The organism is Acidobacteriota bacterium (genome assembly GCA_016196035.1).
Lineage (GTDB): Bacteria > Acidobacteriota > Blastocatellia > RBC074 > RBC074 > JACPYM01.
The window spans coordinates 2,501-22,625 of record JACPYM010000091.1 but is presented as its reverse complement, the minus strand read 5'-3'; the positions used below and the strand labels follow the sequence as shown (position 1 = coordinate 22,625).

Genomic DNA, 20,125 nt, shown 5'->3' with positions numbered 1-20,125 from the left:
TCCTCCGAGGGTTTGGTGTTGTTCCCAGAGTTTATGCGGAACCCCGGGGAATAAGTGATTTCACGGCGCTGTCCCAGCGGTACGCGCTAGTGCGGAACCCTGGGGAATAGGTGATTGTTGATGGGCGGTAGACATGGCGGATGGGCCAATGTCTGCCGCCCACTCCGTGGGCTAACGTGTCATTCACGGCGCTGTCCCAGGGTTCCGCACGAAGCGTGCTCCACCCTGGGCTTTATGCTGCCGCCCGGCTGCGCGGGCGAAATCTCATTCTGCTTCTTCCTCCCCCACCTCCACATAAAACTCATCGCGCGGATTGATGTCCACCGCCGGCATGGGTTCGTGTCGCGTGGGGTCGAAGGGCGGAAGCTGGGGTTCAAGGCTACCGAGTTCCTGCAAGTGGCGGCGCGCGGCGGTCAGGCCCCAGTGGTAGGCATACGGCGGCCCGTCGCACCAGGCGTGGCGGTAGGCGGCGGTGGCGGCTGCGATGGCGGCCTCGGTCTGGCCCGCGTCGCGTTCGAGGGCGGCGAGCACGTTCAGCGCATCGGCGTGGAAGAGCGGATACGGCCCCCGCGCGGCACTGTCCCACACGGCGTCGAGCAGTTCGCGCGCCTCGTCCGGCGACGATTGCTGGCGGCGCAATTCGGCGAGGGCAATCAGGGCGGGGAGTTCAAGGTTCACCGCCCGTGCGCGGGTTAGCGCGTGGTGCAAGTGTTCGTTGGCAGTAGCGAAATGATTACGCCCTAAAGCAGCTTCGCCTTGCAGTCGCGCAGCAAGAATAAAGTCTCCTTCAAAATTCGCTTTACTGGATAATTCCCAAGCGTGAGTCGCGAACACTTTTGCTTTGGCAAATTCCTTCAGCCATAACGCTCTTTGCGCTAAACGGGAATTGGCGCGACCTTCTGCTTGGACTTCAGATTGATTAGCCAATACTCGCAACGATTGTTTTAGGATGGATTCAGACTTACTTGTAATTCCGCGTAACGCTAAGATAAGCCCGTAGGTCAAAAGCGGGAATATCGACTTAACTCCAAATACTTTGGCACCCCATTCAGACAAGACCGGGCTCCTGCCTTTTAGAAAGGGGAACCTATCACGCCCGATTATGAAAGAACGACGTGCCGCAACTTCAGCCTGATAGATTTTGCCTTTTCTTAGCAATGCTTCTGATAAATTGCCCCTGGAAGTACTCAGTGATTGAAGTATGTTGGCGCGGCGAAATAGCGTTATTGCACGTTCGGGCTGTCCGATGCCTATGTACCCCAAAGCCAATTGATTAAACACCCAAAATTGAAACAAGCGAAAGCCGAATGTCGGTAACTGGTCTAGCCCAGCAGGAAAGAGCATCTCTAGAAGTTCAATAGCTTGTCGGCTGGCACCAAGACGATAAAGCGTGGCGCTATTTAATTGTTTGAAGAAGACCCACAAAGCAGCGTTATATCGTCCAAGATGAACAAGCGTAATGTAACGTTCGATGGCAAGTGTTAGGTCACTAAGGTTATTGACCTTAAGCGGATTGCCAATTTTTGGCAACGAGTCGAAGTACTTGAGCGAGCTCTTACACACAACACGCCTCATTTTGTTGCTCATTTTGCTCCACACCACGCTGCGCACAATCGGATGCAGGTCGTAGCGGTTCGCTGCTTTGTCCCAGCCGACCAGCCCACGATCTTCCAGCTCCGTTAGCACCGCCACCAACGCGCTCTGGTCACGGCAAGGCTTCTTCCCTTTGCCAACCAGTACAGCGCACAACGTTTCCCACGTCGCGGGCATGCGGAAGGCCGCCAGCGTTTGCAGCGTGCGGGTGTGCGTGTCGCGCAAGCCTTCGAGCGCGTAACCGAGCACGTGCGTCCGGGCGTTGCGCAGATCAAGCTCGGCAGGGTTGAAATCAGGATGGTCTTGCAGCCAGCGGTCAAAATCGCCGGGCGCGGGTTTGTATTCGGCTACCTCACCGGCCAGCGCGCGCAACAGCAGCGGATAATTGCCAAAGGCGCGGAAGCACGGCAGCAACCGCGCGCGCGCGCCGCTGCGTTCGCCGCCGATGAAGGCGCGCCAGAGCGCCAGCGCATCATCGTCGCTCAAGCCTTCCAGAAAGAGCGCATAACAACCGGGCCTCGGCTGGGCCGTCGTCGTTTGCAATTCCGCCGGATAGAGCCGCGTCGAAACCAGCACGCGCGCGGCCCGCACCTGCGCCAGCCGCCGCAAAAAGCGTCCGGCGCGCGGGTCGCTGCACATCCGCAAGCGATGCTTTTCCCTGGGTACGCTGGCATCCTTGCCAGCAGTCTCGGCTTGAGAGCCACGGATGCCGGAGGGGATTTCCTCGGCCTTCATTCCGTCCGCTGCCGAGTCCGCACGCTGGAAGCGATGCGTACCCAGGTCTGCATCCAGGTCATCCATCCGCGCATACGCCAGCAGGATGCGTTCCAGCCCGTCGAGCACGAGCAGGAACGGTTGCGTATCGAGCAGGTGAAACAACCGGTCTTCGCGCACGTCGGGCGCAAGCTGACGCACTTCCGTTTCGGGCATCCCGCTCGTATAAGCCAGCGCGCGGATGACGAAGTTTTCAAAATAGGCATCGCTCTCGTAAAAGCTCCACCACATCCGCCCGGCCAACTGCGGCAATTCGTTGGGCGCGATCTCGTTGAACCACTTCCACGTCAGCGCGCTCTTGCCCATCCCGCCGATGGCGACGACGTTGAACAGGCGAATGCTGGCCGGGTCGCTCGCGTTGCGCGTCACCCAATCGGTCAGCAGCTTCAATTCCTCGCGCCGCCCGATGACCTGGCCGGTTTGCAGCAGCGAGTACGGGTGCGCGATGTAAGGCGCGGGCGCGGTGGGAATGAGGTTGGGCGGATGGAAGTTGAATTTTTGCGAAGTGCCTTTGGTCTCCTCCAACTTGGCACGCACTTGCGACAGGCTGTTGATGGCGTTTGCGCGCAAATCGGCGGGCGAGTTGAAGAAGTTGACGATGTTCTCTGTGCCGACGCGGTCTTTGAAGGCTTTGAGTTGAGCAGCGGCCTCAACTTCCACGTCTTCAAACTTGATCGGATGGTCTTTGCCCATCTCGAAAATCAGACGCGGGATTTTGCGTTCAACGGCGCGGTCGTATTCCATCTCGGTGACGGAAATCTGGTGACCCGCAGGCACGTAGCCGTAGCGATGCGCGAACACGCCGAGGTAAATGTCGGCGTCATCCACCATCTGCAACGATGCGCCGATGGCTTCGTCGTCGCTGGCGGGCAGGTGCTCCATCATCACCGGGAAGATGCTTTGGCGCAGACAGGCGTCCAGCGCCTCTTGGCGGTGTTCGGGCAGGTCGCGCGCAGTGCTGCTGATCATCGCGGTCAGTTGTCCGGGTCGTGCAGGCATGAGCTTGTTTCCTCGTGGGTGAACGGCTTGGGGCACGGTGGCGCGGGCGGCTTGCGCGGCGCACGCCAAACGCCACGGCAAACTAGCCAAGAAGCAGAAGGAGGTCAAGCTATACAGCGGACACCCAGCGGAGACCGCTGCGAGAAAGAACGGCGCAGGGAATTCCATTGCGGCGTAAAGCCCTGAAAGGGCGACATCCAATAGCCAGGGGCAAAGCGGAGCGACGCCCCTGGAACTGGCGCCAAGAAATGCACAAGCCCTGAAGGAGCGCGGGCTGCTGACACATCCCACCGGACTTCGCCACTACCGTTTGGCTTCTGTACAGGAATCTTTCCAGGTTGCTGTACGTCCCGGTCAGCGCTTCTTGCCGCTTTCTTTGGGCGTCACACGGGTGACTTTGGGGCGGCCGTTCTCGACGAATTCAAAGGTGTAATCAATGGGATGAGACTGATTGGCTTTGTCGAGGGCCGTGACTTGAAAGGAGCCGCGTTTGTCGTCGAGCTTGACGCGGATGGGAAAGCGGCCTGAGACATCTTCGCGAAAGGGGGTGTAATACTCGCGCCGCTTGGGATCGAAGGCCAGCACTTTTAGCCGGTTGAAATCGAGCCGTTCATCACCGCCAAAGAGCTGTTTCTCGGCCACCAAATAATGTTCTTTGGTTTGGTTTTGTTCGTCCTGCGTCGAACCGATCTTTTGCCAGCCCGTGATGCGCTGTCCGGTGGAAGTGAAGAAGGCGATGTCGCCCGGCACGTCAAGTTCGACGGAACCGCCATAAATCCAGCCCGCCGGGGCAATCGCCAGATTTTTGATGCGCACCTTGTACCAGTCATCGAATTTCGGCCCGGCGGCGGCGGCATTGTTGCCAGCAGTGTTCGCCGGGGCGGTCTGTTGCGCGCTGAGTTTCTCAGGGCGTGGCTGGCGTTCGCGCGCCACGATGTCGAGGACGGCGCCGGCCGAAAGTTCAAAGGCCACGTTGTCATCATTGTTGCGATCTGGCGTCAGCCGCAGCTTGAGCCGCGCTTTCGATTTGCCGACGGCCTGGGTGGGAATATCCTGAATTTCGCTGGCGATCTTTTGCGCGGCATCCACAATCGCCTGTTTGACCAGCGTTTTGCTCTCGACCCAGCCACTCACGCCGCCGGGGCCATTGATGTTGGCCCAAGCCGTATTGCCCTCGCTTTTGCGCTCGGTGATCGTGACCTGATCACCGCTTTTGAGTTCGCCGACCGTGCGCGCCGCCTCCGCCGTCGAACTGCGCAGCCGGATTTTTTCGGGAGCGACGAACGCCGTTTCATTATTCAGCACGCCTTTCGCCGATGAGCATGCCGTTAACCCTACGGTCAACAGGCCGCATCCCAAGCAAAGCAAATACGCCGGAAATTGCTTCCAGCTCTTAACCAGAGCGCTTTTCATAGCTTTGTACCGTAGATGATTGGTTCGTGGAGATGTTGTAAGAAAACTGGCGGTTGGCGGTTGGCGGTTGGCGGTTGGCGGTTTGCGGTTACTGTTTATCGGATGCCGTAGGAAGCGGATGGCGAATGGTAGGCATTGAGTTCTCTACGATTGCGACAGACCATCAACCATCAATTGCCAACCGCCAACCGCCAATCGCCAACCGCTCACTGCATCCGCACCAAAGGCGCGACGCGGTCAATGCTGGCTTTGACATCGGCGTTGGCGCGCCCGCTGGCTTCAAACGCGCGGTTGTAAGCATCGAGCGCCTGCGCGAACTTGCGTTGGTTCTCAAAGACGTATCCCAGGTAATACAGCGTATTAAAATCGCCGGGTTGCAGACGATCGGCGTTGGCCAGCATCTCCGCCGCGCGCACCCAGGCGTGGTTTTGCGCGTGAGCAAAGCCCGCGGCGAAGAAGAGCGAGGCGCTCGGCTGCTTGGAAGCCGCCAAGGCGCGCTCCAGCGTCATTTCGGCATTAGTGTATTTCTTGGCGGCCAGGAAGGCGCGCCCCAGCAATTCGAGTGAAGCGGCATCCTCTTTATCGGGGCGCGCGGTCTTGAGATTCGTGGCAACGCGAATGGCTTCGTCGAGCAGCGTCTGTGCCTTGCGCTCGTCCGGTTCATTCGCGCCCAACCGCAGGAGGCTCTCGACCAGCAAGCCCATCATCTCGGTATTTTTGGGCGTGGCGTTTAGCCCATTGCGCAGCGAACTGGCGGCGTCGCTGAATTTGCCCGCGCGGAATTGCTGCACGCCGAGGTAATACCAGGTGTCGCCGTCCTTCGGGTCGAGTTTGAGCGCCGCGCGAAAGGCGGCATCCGAATCCGCCGGGCGATTCAGATTGGCCTGGATCACGCCGAGCATATAAAAATTCGCCGCCACGTTGGGTTGCTGTTTGCTCAGCGCTTCAAAGTAAGGCAACGCGCGGTCGTATTGTTGCAGCGCGACGTGAATGCGGCCCAGCGCCTGCAAAATATCCACATCCTGTTTGCCTTCGCCGCGCTTGAGGGTCAGGGCTTTTTCCAAAGGCGCGACGGCCGGGTCGTATTCTTTGAGTTGATAATAGGCCAGCCCGATGAATTTCCAGCTATCGGCGTGCTCGGGGAATTCGGTCAGGACGCTTTGAAATTCGGTAATCGCGGCGCGGAACTGGCCTTGTTTATAAAGCGAGACCGCTTTTTCCCAGTCGAAACGCAGGGCCAGGGCCGGCTGACAGAACAGCAACAGCGCCGCCGTGAAGGTGGAGAGCATGACGATGGACTTCTTCATAACGAATCTCCCAGCGAGTTCTGAGTTCGGATTTTGTCGCGCAGCGTGCGGGGGCAACGTGCTGCGACAGGCATTGAACGCGGCGGAGGTGGACAAGTTGCAGTGTCAGCCTGTCAAGTCGTGGGTGAATATCAGCGTCCGCCGTCGTTTGCCAATGTTTGGTTAGTAAAGGGTGGGCGTATGGTAGCGGATGCGGGCGCGAGTTGCCATCCCCGGCGGAGCGGAAGCCAGCGCGGGAATAGCCGTCGCGTCTTGCGGGCAAGGCCGCTTCATTTTTTGCACCACCGGATAAATTGGCACCCCGCTTGCAATGCCTGACCGGCTGCGGGTAATGCGGGCCGGTTTTTTGAGGAAAGCAGTCGCAGGGCGTGGCGAGAACCGACAACCACGGCATTGAGCTTAAAGAATAATGTGGCAAAGATGAACAGCGCGATCGGCTGCCGCGAGCCTTGCGTTCGTGCGGATGTATGTTTTCCATCTCCGCTGCTCGATTCCGCCCGCCACACGAACTCATAATTCAACTCCTCGCGAGGTTGAGTTTTGGAGTGCGGGTCTAGCGGTACGGAACCGGGAGCGATAGCGACCGGGTGCTCCTCAACAAATCTAACGCGAAGGCACCCGGTCGCTATCGCTCCCGGTTCCGTACCAACTCATTTCGTGCATCTTGGTGTAGCCTTTCTATAGGACACGATGAACAAAACAATCTTTAGCAAACTTTTTTCGCACCACTGGCCGCTGCCAATTCTCTTATTGTTATTGGTACTTGGCGCGGCGTCACAGCGCGCGTTTGCGCACCAACAACCGGCCACGCTGGTCGTGCTGGATGTCGGCCCGGATAGGGTTGCGATGAATTTGCACGTGCCGCTCAGCGAATTGGAGCTGGCCTTTGGAAATGCTGTCACCAAAGACCCCGAAACAGCGCTGGCAAGCTGGCGGGCGCCATTCAGCGCTTATCTGCGCGCCCACATTCAGCCGCTGACCGATCAAGGCCAGGCCTGGGCGGTCGAGGTCATGGAGATGAAAGTGGAACAGGCCGAGCAAACACAAAGCGGCCCTTTTCAGGAGGTCACGGTTCATCTGATTCTGACGCCGCCGGCGGGTGCCAACACGCGAAAATTCACGCTGAACTACGATGTCATTCTGCATCAGGTCGTCACGCACAGAGCCTTGGTGTCTATCAGAAACGATTGGGAGCGCGGCCAGACCGCCGAAGAGCAAGTCGGCGTCATCAAGGTGAATACCGAAACCACGCGCGTCGAGCCGCTGGAAATCAACCTGGAAAAAGGCAGTTCGTGGGACGGTTTCAAAGGCATGGTCGGCCTTGGGATGCAGCACATCAAAGCAGGCACGGATCATTTGTTGTTTCTGCTGGCGCTGTTGCTGCCCGCCACGTTGCTCACTGATGGACGTCGCTGGGGCGCGTTCGGCGGCAGCCGTTACAGCCTGGCCCGTTTGCTGAAGATCGTGACGGCCTTTACCGCCGGGCATTCCGTCACGTTGCTCGCCGGGGCGTTGGGCTGGCTGCGACTGCCGCCACAACCCGTCGAAGTGTTGATCGCGTTTTCAATTCTCGTTTCGGCGGTTCACGCCATACGTCCGCTGTTTCCCGGCAAAGAAACTTACGTCGCGGCGGGCTTCGGCTTGGTACATGGCTTGGCGTTCGCCACGGTCTTGGTTGATTTGAAACTGAGCGCCGGCCCGCTGGCCTTGAGCATTTTCGGCTTCAACCTCGGCATCGAGTTGATGCAAGTCTTTGTCATTGCCGTCACCGTGCCTTGGTTGATTCTGCTCGGCCTCACACCGTTTTACACGCGGGTCAGAGTCAGCAGCGCCGTGCTGGCCGCCCTCGCCGCGCTCGGCTGGATCGCGAGCCGTGTGTCCGGCGCCTCAAACGTTATTGACCGTTCGATGCAAACGGTCACGCAGTATGCGCCGCTGGGCATTTTGTTGCTGGCACTGCTGGCGCTGCCTGCTTACGTCCATCATTCAATCAAACAACGAAGCATTTCGTCATTAGAGGAGAAAACATAAATGCAAGACAACCGCTCCATTCACGGTTCACGCGCTATGTTCACAGCCGTGGCGCGCGCCGCAGGAGAGAAACTTCTGCTGGTATTTTTCTGCCTGTTCTCGTTGGCCTGCGCGGCCTATTTTCTGGTCACGCTCAAACCGGTTCAGGCTTCAGCAAACAATTCCGCCGTGCCGCCGTCAGCGCCCCGGTCAGTGCCCCAGTCAGTGCCCCAGTCAGTGCCCCAGTCAGTGCCCCAGTCAGTGCCCCAGTCAGTGATGGCAGCCAAGGGCGCGCCAGCCGATTCAGCGCTTGCGCCCGCCGGCGTTTCCGAAGTCGTAACGAAAGCGCTGGCATTCAAAGCTCTGCTGACCACGACGCAACAAGCGACGCTCGAACAGACTTACACGACAACACTGGCGCGCCGCTGGTCGAATCTGCCGTGCGGTAGCTCTTGCCGCAACGGTATCCAGTTCAGCACGCTGACCGCGACGCAATTGGCCGCCGCCGTGGAAGTCGTGAAGGCCGCGATGGGCACTGTCGCCAATGAAGGCTCCGACGAGTTCAATCAAATTCGCTTGGCGGATACGTATCTTGGCGCGAATGGCGGCGGCAGCGGTTACAGCGAAGGGATCTATTTCCTGTCGTTTCTCAACACGCCCAGCGCCACCGGCGCGTGGATGCTGCAATTCGGCGGGCATCATTACGGCGCGAACGTCGCCTACAACCAAGGTCACGTCGTCGGCACGACGCCGCAGTTTGAAGCGCTGGAGCCGCTCACGTTTACTACGAGCGGAACCACGTATGCGCCGCTCACACAGGAACGCGACGCGCTGGCGGCTATGCTGGCTGCGCTCAACGCGACGCAATTGGCGAGCGCCAAACTCTCGACCACCTTCAGCGATACCACGATGACTCCCGGCGAAAGCAATGGCGGCAACGGGACGTTTCCGACCACGAAGGTGGGCATTGCCGTCAGCACCTTGAGCGCCGCGCAAAAACTGCTGGTGCTGGCGGCCATGAAACCCTGGGTGCAGGACATGGATGACACCGTCGCCGCCAATTTGCTGAGCATTTATCAGAGCGAATTGGACGGCACGTACATCGCGTTTACGGGCAGCGGCACGGCGGGTGATACGAGTTCCTTTCTCAATGCCAACACGAATTACGCGCGCATTGACGGGCCGAGCGTTTGGATTGAATTCGCTTGCCAGAGCGGCGTCGTCTTTCGCAATCAGATTCATTACCACACGGTCTGGCGCGATCACGTGCGCGATTACGGCAAGGATTTAAGCCTGACCACGCCGCTCGACACCAGCGCTGTGGCCGCAGTCGCGATCACTTCGGCAGCGAGTTATGTTTCCGGGGCACTCGCCCCCGAAGCGATTGGCGCGCTGTTTGGCACTGGGCTGGCGTCCGGCACTGTTTCCGCTTCCACTACGCCCTTGCCCACCACGCTCGGCAACGTCCAGGTGCAGGTGAAAGACTCCGCCGGAAGCACCCGCAACGCGCCGCTCTTTTTCGTCTCACCGGCACAACTCAACTTTCAGATTCCGGCGGGCACGGCGACCGGCAGCGCGACGGTCAATGTCGTGCTCAATAGCACAACGGTCGGCGCCGGCACGCTCACCGTGGCGGCGGTTGCGCCGGGTGTGTTTGCCGCCAACGCCAATGGCAGCGGAGTCGCCGCCGCCCTCGTCCTGCGTGTCAAAGCCGACGGCACGCAAACGTTTGAAGCGGCCACCCAATTCAACACCACGACCAATCGTTATGAGGCCGTCCCGATTGACCTTGGCGCAACCACCGAGCAGGTCTTCCTAATTGGCTATGGCACGGGCTTCCGTAATCGCAGCTCATTGGCGGCGGCCACTGCTACCATTGGCGGCGCCAGCGCCACGGTTTCATACGCCGGCGCGCAAGGGAGTCTCACCGGACTCGATCAAGCCAATCTCCTCATTCCGCGCAGCCTGGCCGGACGCGGCAGTGTGGAGGTGGCGTTAAGTGTGGATGGCACTGCCGCCAACACGGTGACGATCAACATCAAGTAAGAGTTATTCGGGTCACGTTGAAGCGGCAAAAAAGCGGCGGGCAGGTTGCGAATCTGCCCGCCGCTTTTCGGTGAAAGAGGTATTTCAGCAACACCTCATCGAACACCTCATCGAACACCTCATCGAACACCTCGTCTGGCTGCCCGGTTCACCGCTCACCGCCCACGCCGCAGCGGCACGAAGGCATTCTCCGCCACGTAATTGGCCACCTTGCGCCCCTGCGCAATGCCCGCCGTCTTGTCGAATGACCAGTGAATGCCGAGATAAATGCGGCTCTGGCCGTTCTCTTCTTCCGCCTGCGAAAGCGTGGTGAAACTGCGCGGAATGAGCGGACGGAGGTTGCCCTGATTGTCCCGCGTCACGCCGTTGAGTTCGTCCGAGACAAAGGTGAAAGCGATGTTGTCCGTCCGGTAAAAGTCGCGCAGCGTCTCGAACAGCGCGCCGCCAAAGACGGCGTGCCCGGACGGATACGCCGGGAAAGGCGGCGTGAAATTCGGCCCGGTCAGATTGCTGGCAGGCGCGCCCAGCGGTGAGAACGCCGGATCGCCCAGCGTCGCCGCATTACCGTCGCCCAAACCCGTCGGGCCGGTGCCCGCGTCGGCTTCACGGATACCGGTGACAGGCCGCCAGAGTTGGTAGTAATACTTCGACTCCCACGCCGCCACACCCGCGTCGGCCAGCGCCACGTTGATCAGCGCCAACAGCCGCGCCAGTTCGACGGCGTTCGTGCCCATCTGCTCGGCAATCTGCACGGCGATTTGGTTGTAAAGGCGCGGCGGCGCGCACAGGCTCGGCGTGCCGTCATAGGCCCAATAAATGCCGATCTCGGTCTGGTCGGCGGTGCGTTGCGTCGGCGTGGTGACGCCATCGCCGCCCAGCCGTTTCGCTTCGTTGAACGCGGCAGTGTATTCCGCGCTATTCAACGCTGGCGGCGCGGGCGCACGGAACTGTTCGCCCGACCGCAATACGAAGGGTTTGACCGCGCCCCATTTTGCGCCCAGGGCGAGCGGAATCTGGCTGATCGGGTCTTGCCGCCATTTGCCCGGTTCGTTGCTGGTGATGAAATCGGTGCCGACGCGCAACTCCGTGTATTGCGAGCCGTCGTTGGCGCGCAAGGTGAGAATGGCGGTCGCGGCACGGCGTCCCAATTCAACGCCATTGACTTTGGCGGGACTGTCTGCGAGTTGCGCCAGGTCTGCGGCCAACGCCGTATTGAAGCTCGCCGCTTGCGAAGGGAACAACGCCGCCAGCGTATCACAGGCCGCTTTGGCAATCGCTGCGTCCGGCGAAACAGGCCCGCGCGGCGCAATGACGCCAGTGTAGCTGCGATAGCTGCCCACCAGCGCGTTGAGCGCATCGAAGACCGCGATGTGCACAATCGCCAGCGCCCGGCTCGAACGCCCGGGACCAAGTTGTTCGCCAAAGACGCGGGTTTCGCCCACGGCCACCGGCGTATGGTCAAGCCCGCTGGCATTAATCGCCAACTCGTTCCAGTGTTTGAGCCGCGCCAGTGTGTCGGCGCCCAACGGCGGCCCGTGGCGTTGCGGCGCGCGCGTTTGTGGCGCGGGCTTGTAACGCGGCCCCCAGGCGTCATTGTTGTTGCGTCCGCCGCCTTGCGGCCAGACCGCGACGGCCAGGCTCAAGGCGAGCAGGGCCAGCATTGGGAAAATCACCTTTCGTCTCATAACTTCTCCTTGGAAATGGTTAGTGGTTGGCAGTTGGCGGTTAGCGGTTAGCGATTAGCAGTTAGAGGCTGGTTGAAAACTTAGCTCCGTTAGATCGGTTTTCACTACGGTGTACGGGAAAACCGCGCAGCGGGACAGTACCGCGGGCGTGAGCAAGCGGTGCTTTGGCAATTCAGCCAAGGGGGCAAGCTTGACGCGCCGCTTGCTCACGCCCGCGGTACTGTCCTGGCCTCAACTGACACCCGTAAACGCAACTGCAAACCGCTCTAGGAGCGGGATGTTTATAGTCAGCGCGGAATGTGAATTCCAGCTCCAGAGGAGCGAAATGTGGCACATGTCGCCCCCTCTGGGGCTGGAAGAATTGTCGCTGACCGTGGCTATAAACATCGCGCTCCTACTGAGCTAAGATCATCGCCAACTTTTCAAACCGTCAACTGCCAACCGCTAACCGCCAACCGCCAACTGGTTTGCTCACAGCGAACGCAGGAAGCTGAGCAACTGCGTGCGTTGCGCGTTGCTCAGCGCGTTGTAGCGGGTGAGCACGCCGCGGGCTTCATTGCGATGGCGTGCGATGGCCTCTTCATAGGTCAGCGCCAGGCCGTCGTGCATCAGTCGGGTGCGCGTGCGCACGCCCCAGAGCGGCGGCGTGCGCAATTTGTTCGCGGTGGATTGATCGCCGTTTTGCACGATGCCGTCACCCGTGCCGACATCGTGCAGCAGGAAATCGCTGTAAGGATGAAACACCTTGTTGCCCAGCGCGGCGGGCAGCGTGAACGTGCCGCCGTTGACCGCCATGCCAGCCGGTGCGGTGACCAGATTCGGCACGTGACAGATGGCGCAGCCGATCTGATTGAACACTTGCGCGCCCGCCAGGGCGTTAGGTGTTGCGGCCAACATCAGATCGCGGGGCGGCGCTTTGGTCGCGCGCATAAAACGGGTGAAGCCTTCAAATTCATTGGCGGTGTCTTCCGGGTCGGCGACGGTGTCGAAGGCCGCCACGGAATTACCCAGCGAAGTGTTTTCCGTCGGCAGCAAGCGGGTGGTGATGCCCATCTCGTTGAGATAGGCGTCGGCGGAAAACGAGAGCAAGCTGGCGTGTTGATTCTTCCAACCAAACCGCGCCACACGGGTGACGCCGGGGGCTTCGAGCACAGGCACGCGAATCACCTGACCCGCAATCAACCCGCCCGAAAGTTGCGGCTGGTTGCGCGCGATTTCGATCAACGTGTTGTCGTCGAGGGCTTCGACAAAGCCGTCGCCGAGCACGTTGAGCGAAGTGCGGAAGGTGCGCACTGTGTCGTTGCGCGCAAACATCTCGCGCCGTGCGCCGGTGACGTATTCCTGCAACGACGGATGAATGGCGCGGTCGTTGATGAGCGAACCGCCGGGCGGGTTGATGAAACTGCCTTGCCGGTCGCGCCACCCGACACGCAATTCGGTGATTTGGCTGATGCCGCCGACCACCGGGTTCTGATGACATTCGGCGCAGCCTTGCGCGTTGTAAATAGGGCCTAACCCGTCGGCGATTTCTTCGCGGGCGGCGAAATCTTCGAGGTCGGCCTCAAAGGCCGCCTGCGTGATGAGACCGTTGGTTTGATTGTCGAAACCGGCGGGCGCTTCGATGGTTTGACTGGCGACCGGCGGGCTGCTGAGCGTCAGCAAGCTCAAGAACGTTGCGCACAGCGCGAATACGAAAAGTTTCAGATATTGCATAGGGAGACTCCTTTTTTTATTCGGTGTTGGGCGGGCACACTAAGGCCAGCCCGAACTCTAACTAGATTGATGAAACGGGAGAGAAGTGACGTGTGTGCAGTTCGTCGTCAGGCCAGGGGCGCGGCCAGAGGCTGCCAAAGGGGCGGCAGCGGGTTTTACTTGCAGAGGCAGAACGCGTGTGACTGGCGTTGTTATACGCCGCCACTTTGCGCATACGGGTTGCGCGCAAGCCAGTCAACTTGTGTCACCTGGCGGGAGCGCGAGGGCAATCAACGAAGGGCAATTTTGCTGGGGCGTGAGTACGCGCGGCCTGCTCTTACGGTCAAGTCAGGCTGTGTGGGAGAGCAGAGCAAAGGGTATGCCGGTTGTGTGCGCAGGCCCGTTGTAGGCTTGCCGTCAGCAGCCGGTGTGTGCGCCGTTCGAAGGGTGGCGCACACACCGGCAAATATGAGATGAATAGGCGTTTCCAGGTATTCGTCTGATCTACTGGACTACCGCCGCGCCAGTTGGAGAGTGCTAGAAATTGTTATGCGTACAAATCCCACGAAGCAAGCAGGGAAGCGCCAAGGACACGCCAGTGTGGCAAGAACCGACAAGCGGCGGCCAGCTTTTCAGACGTCTGTGACGAATTTGCATCTAGCTTGTACTTAGACCGGTTTTCATATCGGTGTATGAGAGCGCGTTGGGCCGGGACGGTACCGCGCGCGTGAGCAAGCGGGGCTTGGGCGGTTCGGCCCAACGCGCTCCCATAAACGCAATTGCAAACCGGTTTAGGCAGGTGCGGGAGCGTGCGCCTTTTGCAATCTTTCCCAGTCGTATGCCTTTGGCTAAATCAGACTACAGCACAAAGCCCCGCCAATGTTGGGCGGGGCTTTGATTGCAAACAACGCTTTGTCGGGCAAACATCGGTTACTCTTCGACCGGCTTATGCTTCAGCTTGCGCCGCGCCAGCAGCGTCGCCAGACCCGTGCCCAGCAAGATCAAGGTACCCGGTTCCGGCACTTGGTTGGGCGGCACCGGCGTTGGTTGCAACGTCGGCGAAGGGCTGGGTTGCAGCACAATTGGCGGCTGGGCAGGCGGGGCATCCGCGCCGCCCCGGCATAACACGGCGCACAGAATCCCGGCGGCCAGTAAGGGCGGCAGCACATACCAATTCCGCGAAACGCGCGCGCGCGCCAGCGGCACCGCTTCGATACAGTTTTCGTCGCAAATAATGCCCGGGCCATATTTGACGATGCGGCCATCCGGCAGGCGCACAAATTCCGGGTGATTCGGGCTTTCCTGCACGCGCCCGCCTTGCCCCTGTGGCGTGGCCGGATTTTGCGTTTGGCTTTGCGGTGGTTTCGTCGGCGTGTTGTCGGCGCTGGCCGGTTGCGGCAGACGCGAGAAAGCCGCGCCCGCAGCAGCCCCTTCAGGGCGCAATTGCCGGTACGTGACCGGGTCGGCGAAAGCTATTTGAACAAATAATGTGCTGAGCAGCACGGATGTGAGAATACGGCGAACCATTCTGAACCTCAGCTTACCGATTTTTGAGCGGGTAAATAAATCTGTTTCTGGGGACGCTCGACGCCACGAATTGAATTCCCTAGCACCAAAACCGCACTGCGAATGCCCGAAGATGATTGCAAGGTTTGGGGCTTGCTCCGCTGACGGGAGGGGATGGCGGATTATAGGGGCATGCTTTCGTATATGGCAAACAAAAACTTAGCCGATTTTGCAGGGGATTTTGGTTGTTTAAGGCCCCGTCACGTGCTCTTTGACACCGTCAGCAGCGCGGCAAACATGGCATTCAGGGGTTAAATGCGTGGCCGCCGAGTATTCTCGACTGACCCTTTCAATAAAATCGGTCACGCTGTCAGCCGCCACCGCATTGAGCGTGCAGCCGCCAAAGCCGCCGCCCGTCAGCCGCGCGCCATAAACGCCGGGTGTGTTTTGGGCAATCTCGACCAATAAATCGAGTTCGCGGCAACTGACCTCGTAATCGTCCCGCAAACTCTCGTGTGAGGCATAGAGCAATTGTCCGAAGACGGCTAGCTCCCCGCGTTTCAGCGCCGCGACCGCCAATCGCACGCGCTCGTTTTCGTTGATGACGTGATTGCAGCGGCGGCGAATCGTGTCGGGTAAAACAGCGGCTACTTGATCGAATTCTTCAATCGTGACGTCGCGCAGAGACTGAATGCCGGGCAGATGTTGCGCCAGCCGCCGCACGCCCTCGCTGCATTCGGCGCGGCGCGTGTTGTATTCACCTGCGGCCAGTTCGTGTTTGACCAGCGAATTGCAGACAACGATGCGCGTGTCGCGCAAATCCAGCGGCACAGGTTCACTGTCCAGCGTGCGGCAATCAATCAACAGCGCGCGCCCGGCTTGTCCCAGACAGGCGATGTATTGATCCATGATGCCGCATTGCGTGCCGACAAATTCGTGCTCGGCGCGTTGCAGGATCAACGCCAGATTGAGCAGGTTGCTGGTTTGCTCACTCAGGCACAGCAGCGCATAACCGACCGCCGCTTCCAACGCCGCCGAAGAACTCAAGCCCGCGCCCAGCGGCACTTCGCTGGCAATCAGCAAATCTGCGCCACCCAGCGTGTGCCCGGCCTGTTCCAGACAGGCCGCCACGCCGCGCACATAATTGCTCCAACGCCCGGGCGCAACGGGACGCAACTCAGGCCCAAGCTCGAACTCGACCGCTTCGCCTAGGTCGCTGGCGAATACGCGCACACGCCGGTCAGCGCGCTTGGCTGCCGCGACGTAAGTGCGCCGGTCAATCGCCAGCGGCAAGACGAAGCCTTCGTTGTAATCGGTATGTTCGCCGATCAGGTTGACGCGGCCTGGGGCGGAAAAAAGGCGCGGCGTCGTGCCGAAGCGGGCTTGGAATTGAGCAATGATTTGTGCTGGCGCGATCATTATGTTTCGGGGGCAAAGAAGAATTTGAACTGCAAAATAAGCAAGGGACAAAGGAGCCCAAGACTGTCGTCAGTACTTGGGCTCCTTTGTCCCTTGCGGTTGAGAAAGGTCTGGTAATGAACTGCTACTTAATGGGCGGTTCGATTTTGATCTCGGCGTTGTAATCGTACCACGTCATCACGCCTTTGGTTTTGACGCTGCCGGTCATGCCTTCAAACTCAGCTTTGTGCGGCAACCCATCCAGGACGCCGATCCAGGTCTTGGCATAGGTTGCGCCCTCGGCGCCCAGTAAATCCTTCGCGCTGCATTCAAAGACGAGCATCGGTTTGCCCGCGAGCGTGTCGGGTTGGGCGAACTTGGCGTCGGTGGATTTGCGCAGCTTTTCGACCATCTGCGGATCGCGGATGGATTTCATCTGGGTTTGCAAGCCAGTCGTGGCTTTTTGCCAGGAGCCGAGTGTTTTCAAGAACGGCGCATCGCCGATCACAATCAATTCGGTCGGCCCGGTAATCATCCGAAACCGGTCAGGCGCGACGAACTCATAGGTTGTGGTGGCGGTGATGTCTTCGCGCGTGGCTTCCAGCCGGACGCGGTAGGAATTTGTTTCAAAGGCTTTCTGATAGGCCTTAGCGAGGCCATCCAGCGGGTTCGCGCGCGCGGCGGCAATGGCCGCTTCGTTTTCCGGTTCGGGCGCTTTTGCCGCCGCCGCCACCGGCTGTTCCGCTTGGGGCGGCTTGGAACCGCAACCATTGGCTAAACCCGTCATCCCGACCAACACCAGCACCTTTAACCAATTCATCCTGTATCTCCTTTAGCACTTACTGGCGCGCGGCGTCCCTTGGCGGCCCGCCCCGTGCGCCGATTTACCAATCTCAATTCAATGCGCGGTCTGTACGACCGGCGGTTCAATTTTCAGGTGCGCATCATATTCCAGCCAGGTCAGCACCGCATGCGATTTTACGCCGTCGTAATCGCCCATGACTTCGGTCTTGCGTGGCAAGCCGTCCGCGAGACTCACCCAGGTGCGTGAAAAGTTGTGGCCTTTGTGACCCAGCGCGCCTGTCATCTCGTATTCAAACAGCTTTTGCGGCTGGCCTTCGCCCGCGACTTCGCTGACATTTTTGATCGTCGTGAGTGGTTTGAGTTTGGCCGCCGCCGTCGTGCCCCAGAAGACCGGCGCATTGCCGACGTTGAAGGTGTGCGAATCATCGGCCTCATCGCGCATGGCCTTTTGCCAGAGGTTTTCCATCTTCACGTAACCCTCATGGCCGATGACGATGAACTCGAAACCTTTGCCGACCATGCGGTAACGATCCGGCGCGACGAATTCCAAATCAAAGCCGCTCGGTTCGCCGTTCACTTCGGCTTCCATGCGCGCGCGAAACGACGGGCGCGTGTGGGCCGCGTGCATCAGCGTGAATAATTCATCCACTACGCCAACACCTGCTTTTGGCAATGCACCGGTTGGCATTGGCTTTGTCTCTGGCGCAGGCGTTGGCGTGACCGTTGCCTGCGCGCTGACCTGCGCAACGGATTGGCCCGCTGCGGCATCGCTGCAACCACTGGCCGCCAACAGACTGCCGCACAACACCACTATCAAAAAACAGTTGCGAACCCAAACACCGCTCACCACGCGCCACCTCTCAAGCAAAATAAAGCCACAATCCAACGACCATTGCCACCAACACCGCTGTAAACGCCAGATTCCAGCGCCGCAGTCCCGGCGTGGCCGCTTCACTCTCAATCGCCACCACCGAATGCGCCGTCGCAAAGGTCAACCCGGCTAGTTGTGCGTCAGTCGGTGCGGGCGTTAATAAACTGACCACGATCAACACCGCGACGCAGATGACGAACATCAGCACCGCAAAATGCAGGAAATTCATGCCTACGAACCAGCCTAGAAACCCGCTCAGCGTTTGACCGGCGTAAATGACTTCCAGTATGAATCGCAGCGCGCCCAGCGCGAAACCGACCAGCAACGAAGCCAACGCGCCCTGGCTATTCACCCGCCGCCACGCAATGCCGAACAGGAAGACCGCCGCAATCGGCGGCGAAACATAAGCCTGCACGCTCTGCAAATAAATCCAAAGCTGCGAGCTGATGCGCCCCATTAGCGGAATCCACAACAGCGCCAGCCCCACCATCACAACCGTTGCCAGCCGCCCGACATTCACCAACTGCTTTTCCGAAGCGCCGGGCCGCAGCTCCTTATAAAAATCCATCGTGAAGATGGTCGAACTGGAATTGAACACCGCGCTCAAACTCGACATCAGCGCCGCCAGCATCGCGGCGATCATCACGCCCTGCAAACCCACGGGCATCAGCCGCACCACCAGAATCGGAAAGGCCGCGTTGGAATCCGCCGCCATCTCTTGCGGGTAGAGCGCCCGCGCGATCATCCCCGGCACGACCAGCATAAAGACCGGCAGGATTTTCAAAAAGCCCGCGCCAATCGTGCCGCCGCGCGCGTGTTCGATATTCTTGGCCGCCAGCGTGCGCTGCACGATGACCTGATCGGTGCACCAGTACCAGATGCCCAAGATCGGCGCGCCAAAGAAAATGCCCGTCCACGGGAATTCCTTATCGGCAGATGGCTTCATCATGTGAAAGAACTCTGGCGGCACGCTCGCCTGCAACCCATGCCAACCACCTACCTTATCCAAGCCGATGAACATCAGCACCAGCGCACCGGCCACCAGAATCACCGTTTGGATGACTTCGGTGTAAATCACCGCCGCCATCCCGCCGACCACTGTATAAATCCCCGTCGCCACCACCAGCGCCAGCGTGCTTTGCCACATGCCCCAGCCCAGTACCGCCTTCAACACAATCGCGCCGGCAAACAGCGCCACGGCGATTTTGGTGAAGACATACGCGATCAGCGAAACCGTCGCCAGATACGTCCGGCACGCGCCGTTGTAGCGCCGCTCCAAAAACTCCGGCATCGTGTACACGTTCGAGCGCAGGTAAAACGGCACGAAGACCCAGCCCAACAGCAACACGATCATCGCCGCCAGCCATTCAAAATGGCCCACCGCCAGCCCCGACGAAGCGCCCGTCCCGGCCAGCCCGATGAAATGCTCGCTGCCGATATTGGACGAAAACAGCGAGGCGGCAATCGCCCACCACGCCACATCGCGTCCGGCCAGAAAGTAATCCGACGTGTTGCGTTCACGACGCGAGAAATACCAGCCGATGGCAAAGATCACGGCGAAGTAGAGCGCCAGTACGATGTAATCAATCGTCACCAGCCGCGCCACGCCGCCAGTTTGCAAAGACTGCAAAAGCAAGAGGGGCACTTGCATGAATTTTCTGTCCTCGTTTGGATCGCTGTTGTTGGGATGCCCGCTGGGAATACGCGGGACAAGAGCAGTACGGACGGCGGGCAGTATAGCTTTGTTCGCAATGATTGCAAGAAAACATTTCGGGGAGAACAAGTATGGGAGAAGCGTGGAACACGGGGAAAGTAACCCTGATGTCATAAAGACGGTTTCTCCTCTAAGCGACTAGAATCTGAGTTGACCAAATGGAGGCTTTCTACCTCGGAGTGGGTTTTCATCTACGCCAACAAACCGCCGTGTGGTGTGAGCCAGCGACGGGCGAACTCAAGAGTGCGACGTCGTGGCAGCAGGCGCACGCTGTCGTGTGCGCCTTTTATGCCGCCTTGCCGCCAGGGATCGT

The 20,125-nt window shown here is 59.6% G+C and carries 12 protein-coding genes; 2 read left to right on the top strand and 10 right to left on the bottom strand.

The window, feature by feature from the left end:
• Positions 1-264 precede the first annotated feature (264 nt).
• The 3 genes from HY011_26395 to HY011_26385 form a co-directional block, all read right to left on the bottom strand.
• The gene (locus HY011_26395) at positions 265-3,366 is read right to left on the bottom strand and encodes a DUF4062 domain-containing protein (GenBank protein MBI3426474.1); all 3,102 of its coding nucleotides are present in this window, start codon (positions 3,364-3,366) and stop codon (positions 265-267) included.
• A 354-nt stretch (positions 3,367-3,720) separates the two neighbouring features.
• The gene (locus tag HY011_26390) at positions 3,721-4,671 is read right to left on the bottom strand and encodes an SH3 domain-containing protein (GenBank protein ID MBI3426473.1); all 951 of its coding nucleotides are present in this window, start codon (positions 4,669-4,671) and stop codon (positions 3,721-3,723) included.
• Positions 4,672-4,985: 314 nt separating this feature from the next.
• On the bottom strand, positions 4,986-6,086 hold the full coding sequence (locus HY011_26385) for a tetratricopeptide repeat protein (protein ID MBI3426472.1): 1,101 nt from the start codon (positions 6,084-6,086) through the stop codon (positions 4,986-4,988).
• A 690-nt stretch (positions 6,087-6,776) separates the two neighbouring features.
• On the opposite strand from HY011_26385, the gene HY011_26380 reads away from it, so the two are divergent.
• Together HY011_26380 and HY011_26375 are read left to right on the top strand one after the other, a co-directional pair.
• Complete coding sequence (locus HY011_26380) at positions 6,777-8,117, top strand: HupE/UreJ family protein (protein MBI3426471.1); 1,341 nt, start codon at positions 6,777-6,779, stop codon at positions 8,115-8,117.
• 255 nt (positions 8,118-8,372) lie between these two features.
• A complete protein-coding gene (locus HY011_26375) occupies positions 8,373-10,142 on the top strand; it encodes a DUF3500 domain-containing protein (GenBank protein MBI3426470.1) in 1,770 nt (589 codons plus the stop codon).
• 155 nt (positions 10,143-10,297) lie between these two features.
• On the opposite strand, the gene HY011_26370 is transcribed toward HY011_26375, so the two are convergent.
• From HY011_26370 to HY011_26340, 7 genes are all read right to left on the bottom strand, one after another.
• The gene (locus tag HY011_26370) at positions 10,298-11,827 is read right to left on the bottom strand and encodes a phosphatase PAP2 family protein (GenBank protein ID MBI3426469.1); all 1,530 of its coding nucleotides are present in this window, start codon (positions 11,825-11,827) and stop codon (positions 10,298-10,300) included.
• A gap of 471 nt (positions 11,828-12,298) precedes the next feature.
• Complete coding sequence (locus HY011_26365) at positions 12,299-13,540, bottom strand: hypothetical protein (GenBank protein ID MBI3426468.1); 1,242 nt, start codon at positions 13,538-13,540, stop codon at positions 12,299-12,301.
• A gap of 909 nt (positions 13,541-14,449) precedes the next feature.
• The gene (locus HY011_26360) at positions 14,450-15,046 is read right to left on the bottom strand and encodes a PEP-CTERM sorting domain-containing protein (protein ID MBI3426467.1); all 597 of its coding nucleotides are present in this window, start codon (positions 15,044-15,046) and stop codon (positions 14,450-14,452) included.
• A gap of 228 nt (positions 15,047-15,274) precedes the next feature.
• Entirely contained in the window at positions 15,275-16,444 is a 1,170-nt protein-coding gene (gene galK / locus HY011_26355) for a galactokinase (protein MBI3426466.1), read from the bottom strand.
• Positions 16,445-16,568: 124 nt separating this feature from the next.
• Positions 16,569-17,243, bottom strand: a complete 675-nt coding sequence (locus HY011_26350) for a hypothetical protein (protein ID MBI3426465.1) — start codon at positions 17,241-17,243, stop codon at positions 16,569-16,571.
• 78 nt (positions 17,244-17,321) lie between these two features.
• Positions 17,322-17,915 (bottom strand): hypothetical protein, encoded by a 594-nt coding sequence (locus tag HY011_26345; GenBank protein ID MBI3426464.1) that lies wholly within the window; start codon positions 17,913-17,915, stop codon positions 17,322-17,324.
• A gap of 172 nt (positions 17,916-18,087) precedes the next feature.
• Entirely contained in the window at positions 18,088-19,749 is a 1,662-nt protein-coding gene (locus HY011_26340) for a sodium/solute symporter (protein MBI3426463.1), read from the bottom strand.
• Positions 19,750-20,125: the final 376 nt, after the last annotated feature.

Coding starts and splice junctions, on each gene's coding strand:
- HY011_26365 (MBI3426468.1), bottom strand. CDS start 13,540: ATGCAATATCTGAAACTTTTCGTATTCGCGCTGTGCGCAACGTTCTTG.
- HY011_26350 (MBI3426465.1), bottom strand. CDS start 17,243: ATGAATTGGTTAAAGGTGCTGGTGTTGGTCGGGATGACGGGTTTAGCC.
- HY011_26375 (MBI3426470.1), top strand. CDS start 8,373: ATGGCAGCCAAGGGCGCGCCAGCCGATTCAGCGCTTGCGCCCGCCGGC.
- galK (MBI3426466.1), bottom strand. CDS start 16,444: ATGATCGCGCCAGCACAAATCATTGCTCAATTCCAAGCCCGCTTCGGC.
- HY011_26340 (MBI3426463.1), bottom strand. CDS start 19,749: ATGCAAGTGCCCCTCTTGCTTTTGCAGTCTTTGCAAACTGGCGGCGTG.
- HY011_26380 (MBI3426471.1), top strand. CDS start 6,777: ATGAACAAAACAATCTTTAGCAAACTTTTTTCGCACCACTGGCCGCTG.
- HY011_26385 (MBI3426472.1), bottom strand. CDS start 6,086: ATGAAGAAGTCCATCGTCATGCTCTCCACCTTCACGGCGGCGCTGTTG.
- HY011_26370 (MBI3426469.1), bottom strand. CDS start 11,827: ATGAGACGAAAGGTGATTTTCCCAATGCTGGCCCTGCTCGCCTTGAGC.
- HY011_26360 (MBI3426467.1), bottom strand. CDS start 15,046: ATGGTTCGCCGTATTCTCACATCCGTGCTGCTCAGCACATTATTTGTT.
- HY011_26345 (MBI3426464.1), bottom strand. CDS start 17,915: ATGCCAACCGGTGCATTGCCAAAAGCAGGTGTTGGCGTAGTGGATGAA.
- HY011_26395 (MBI3426474.1), bottom strand. CDS start 3,366: ATGCCTGCACGACCCGGACAACTGACCGCGATGATCAGCAGCACTGCG.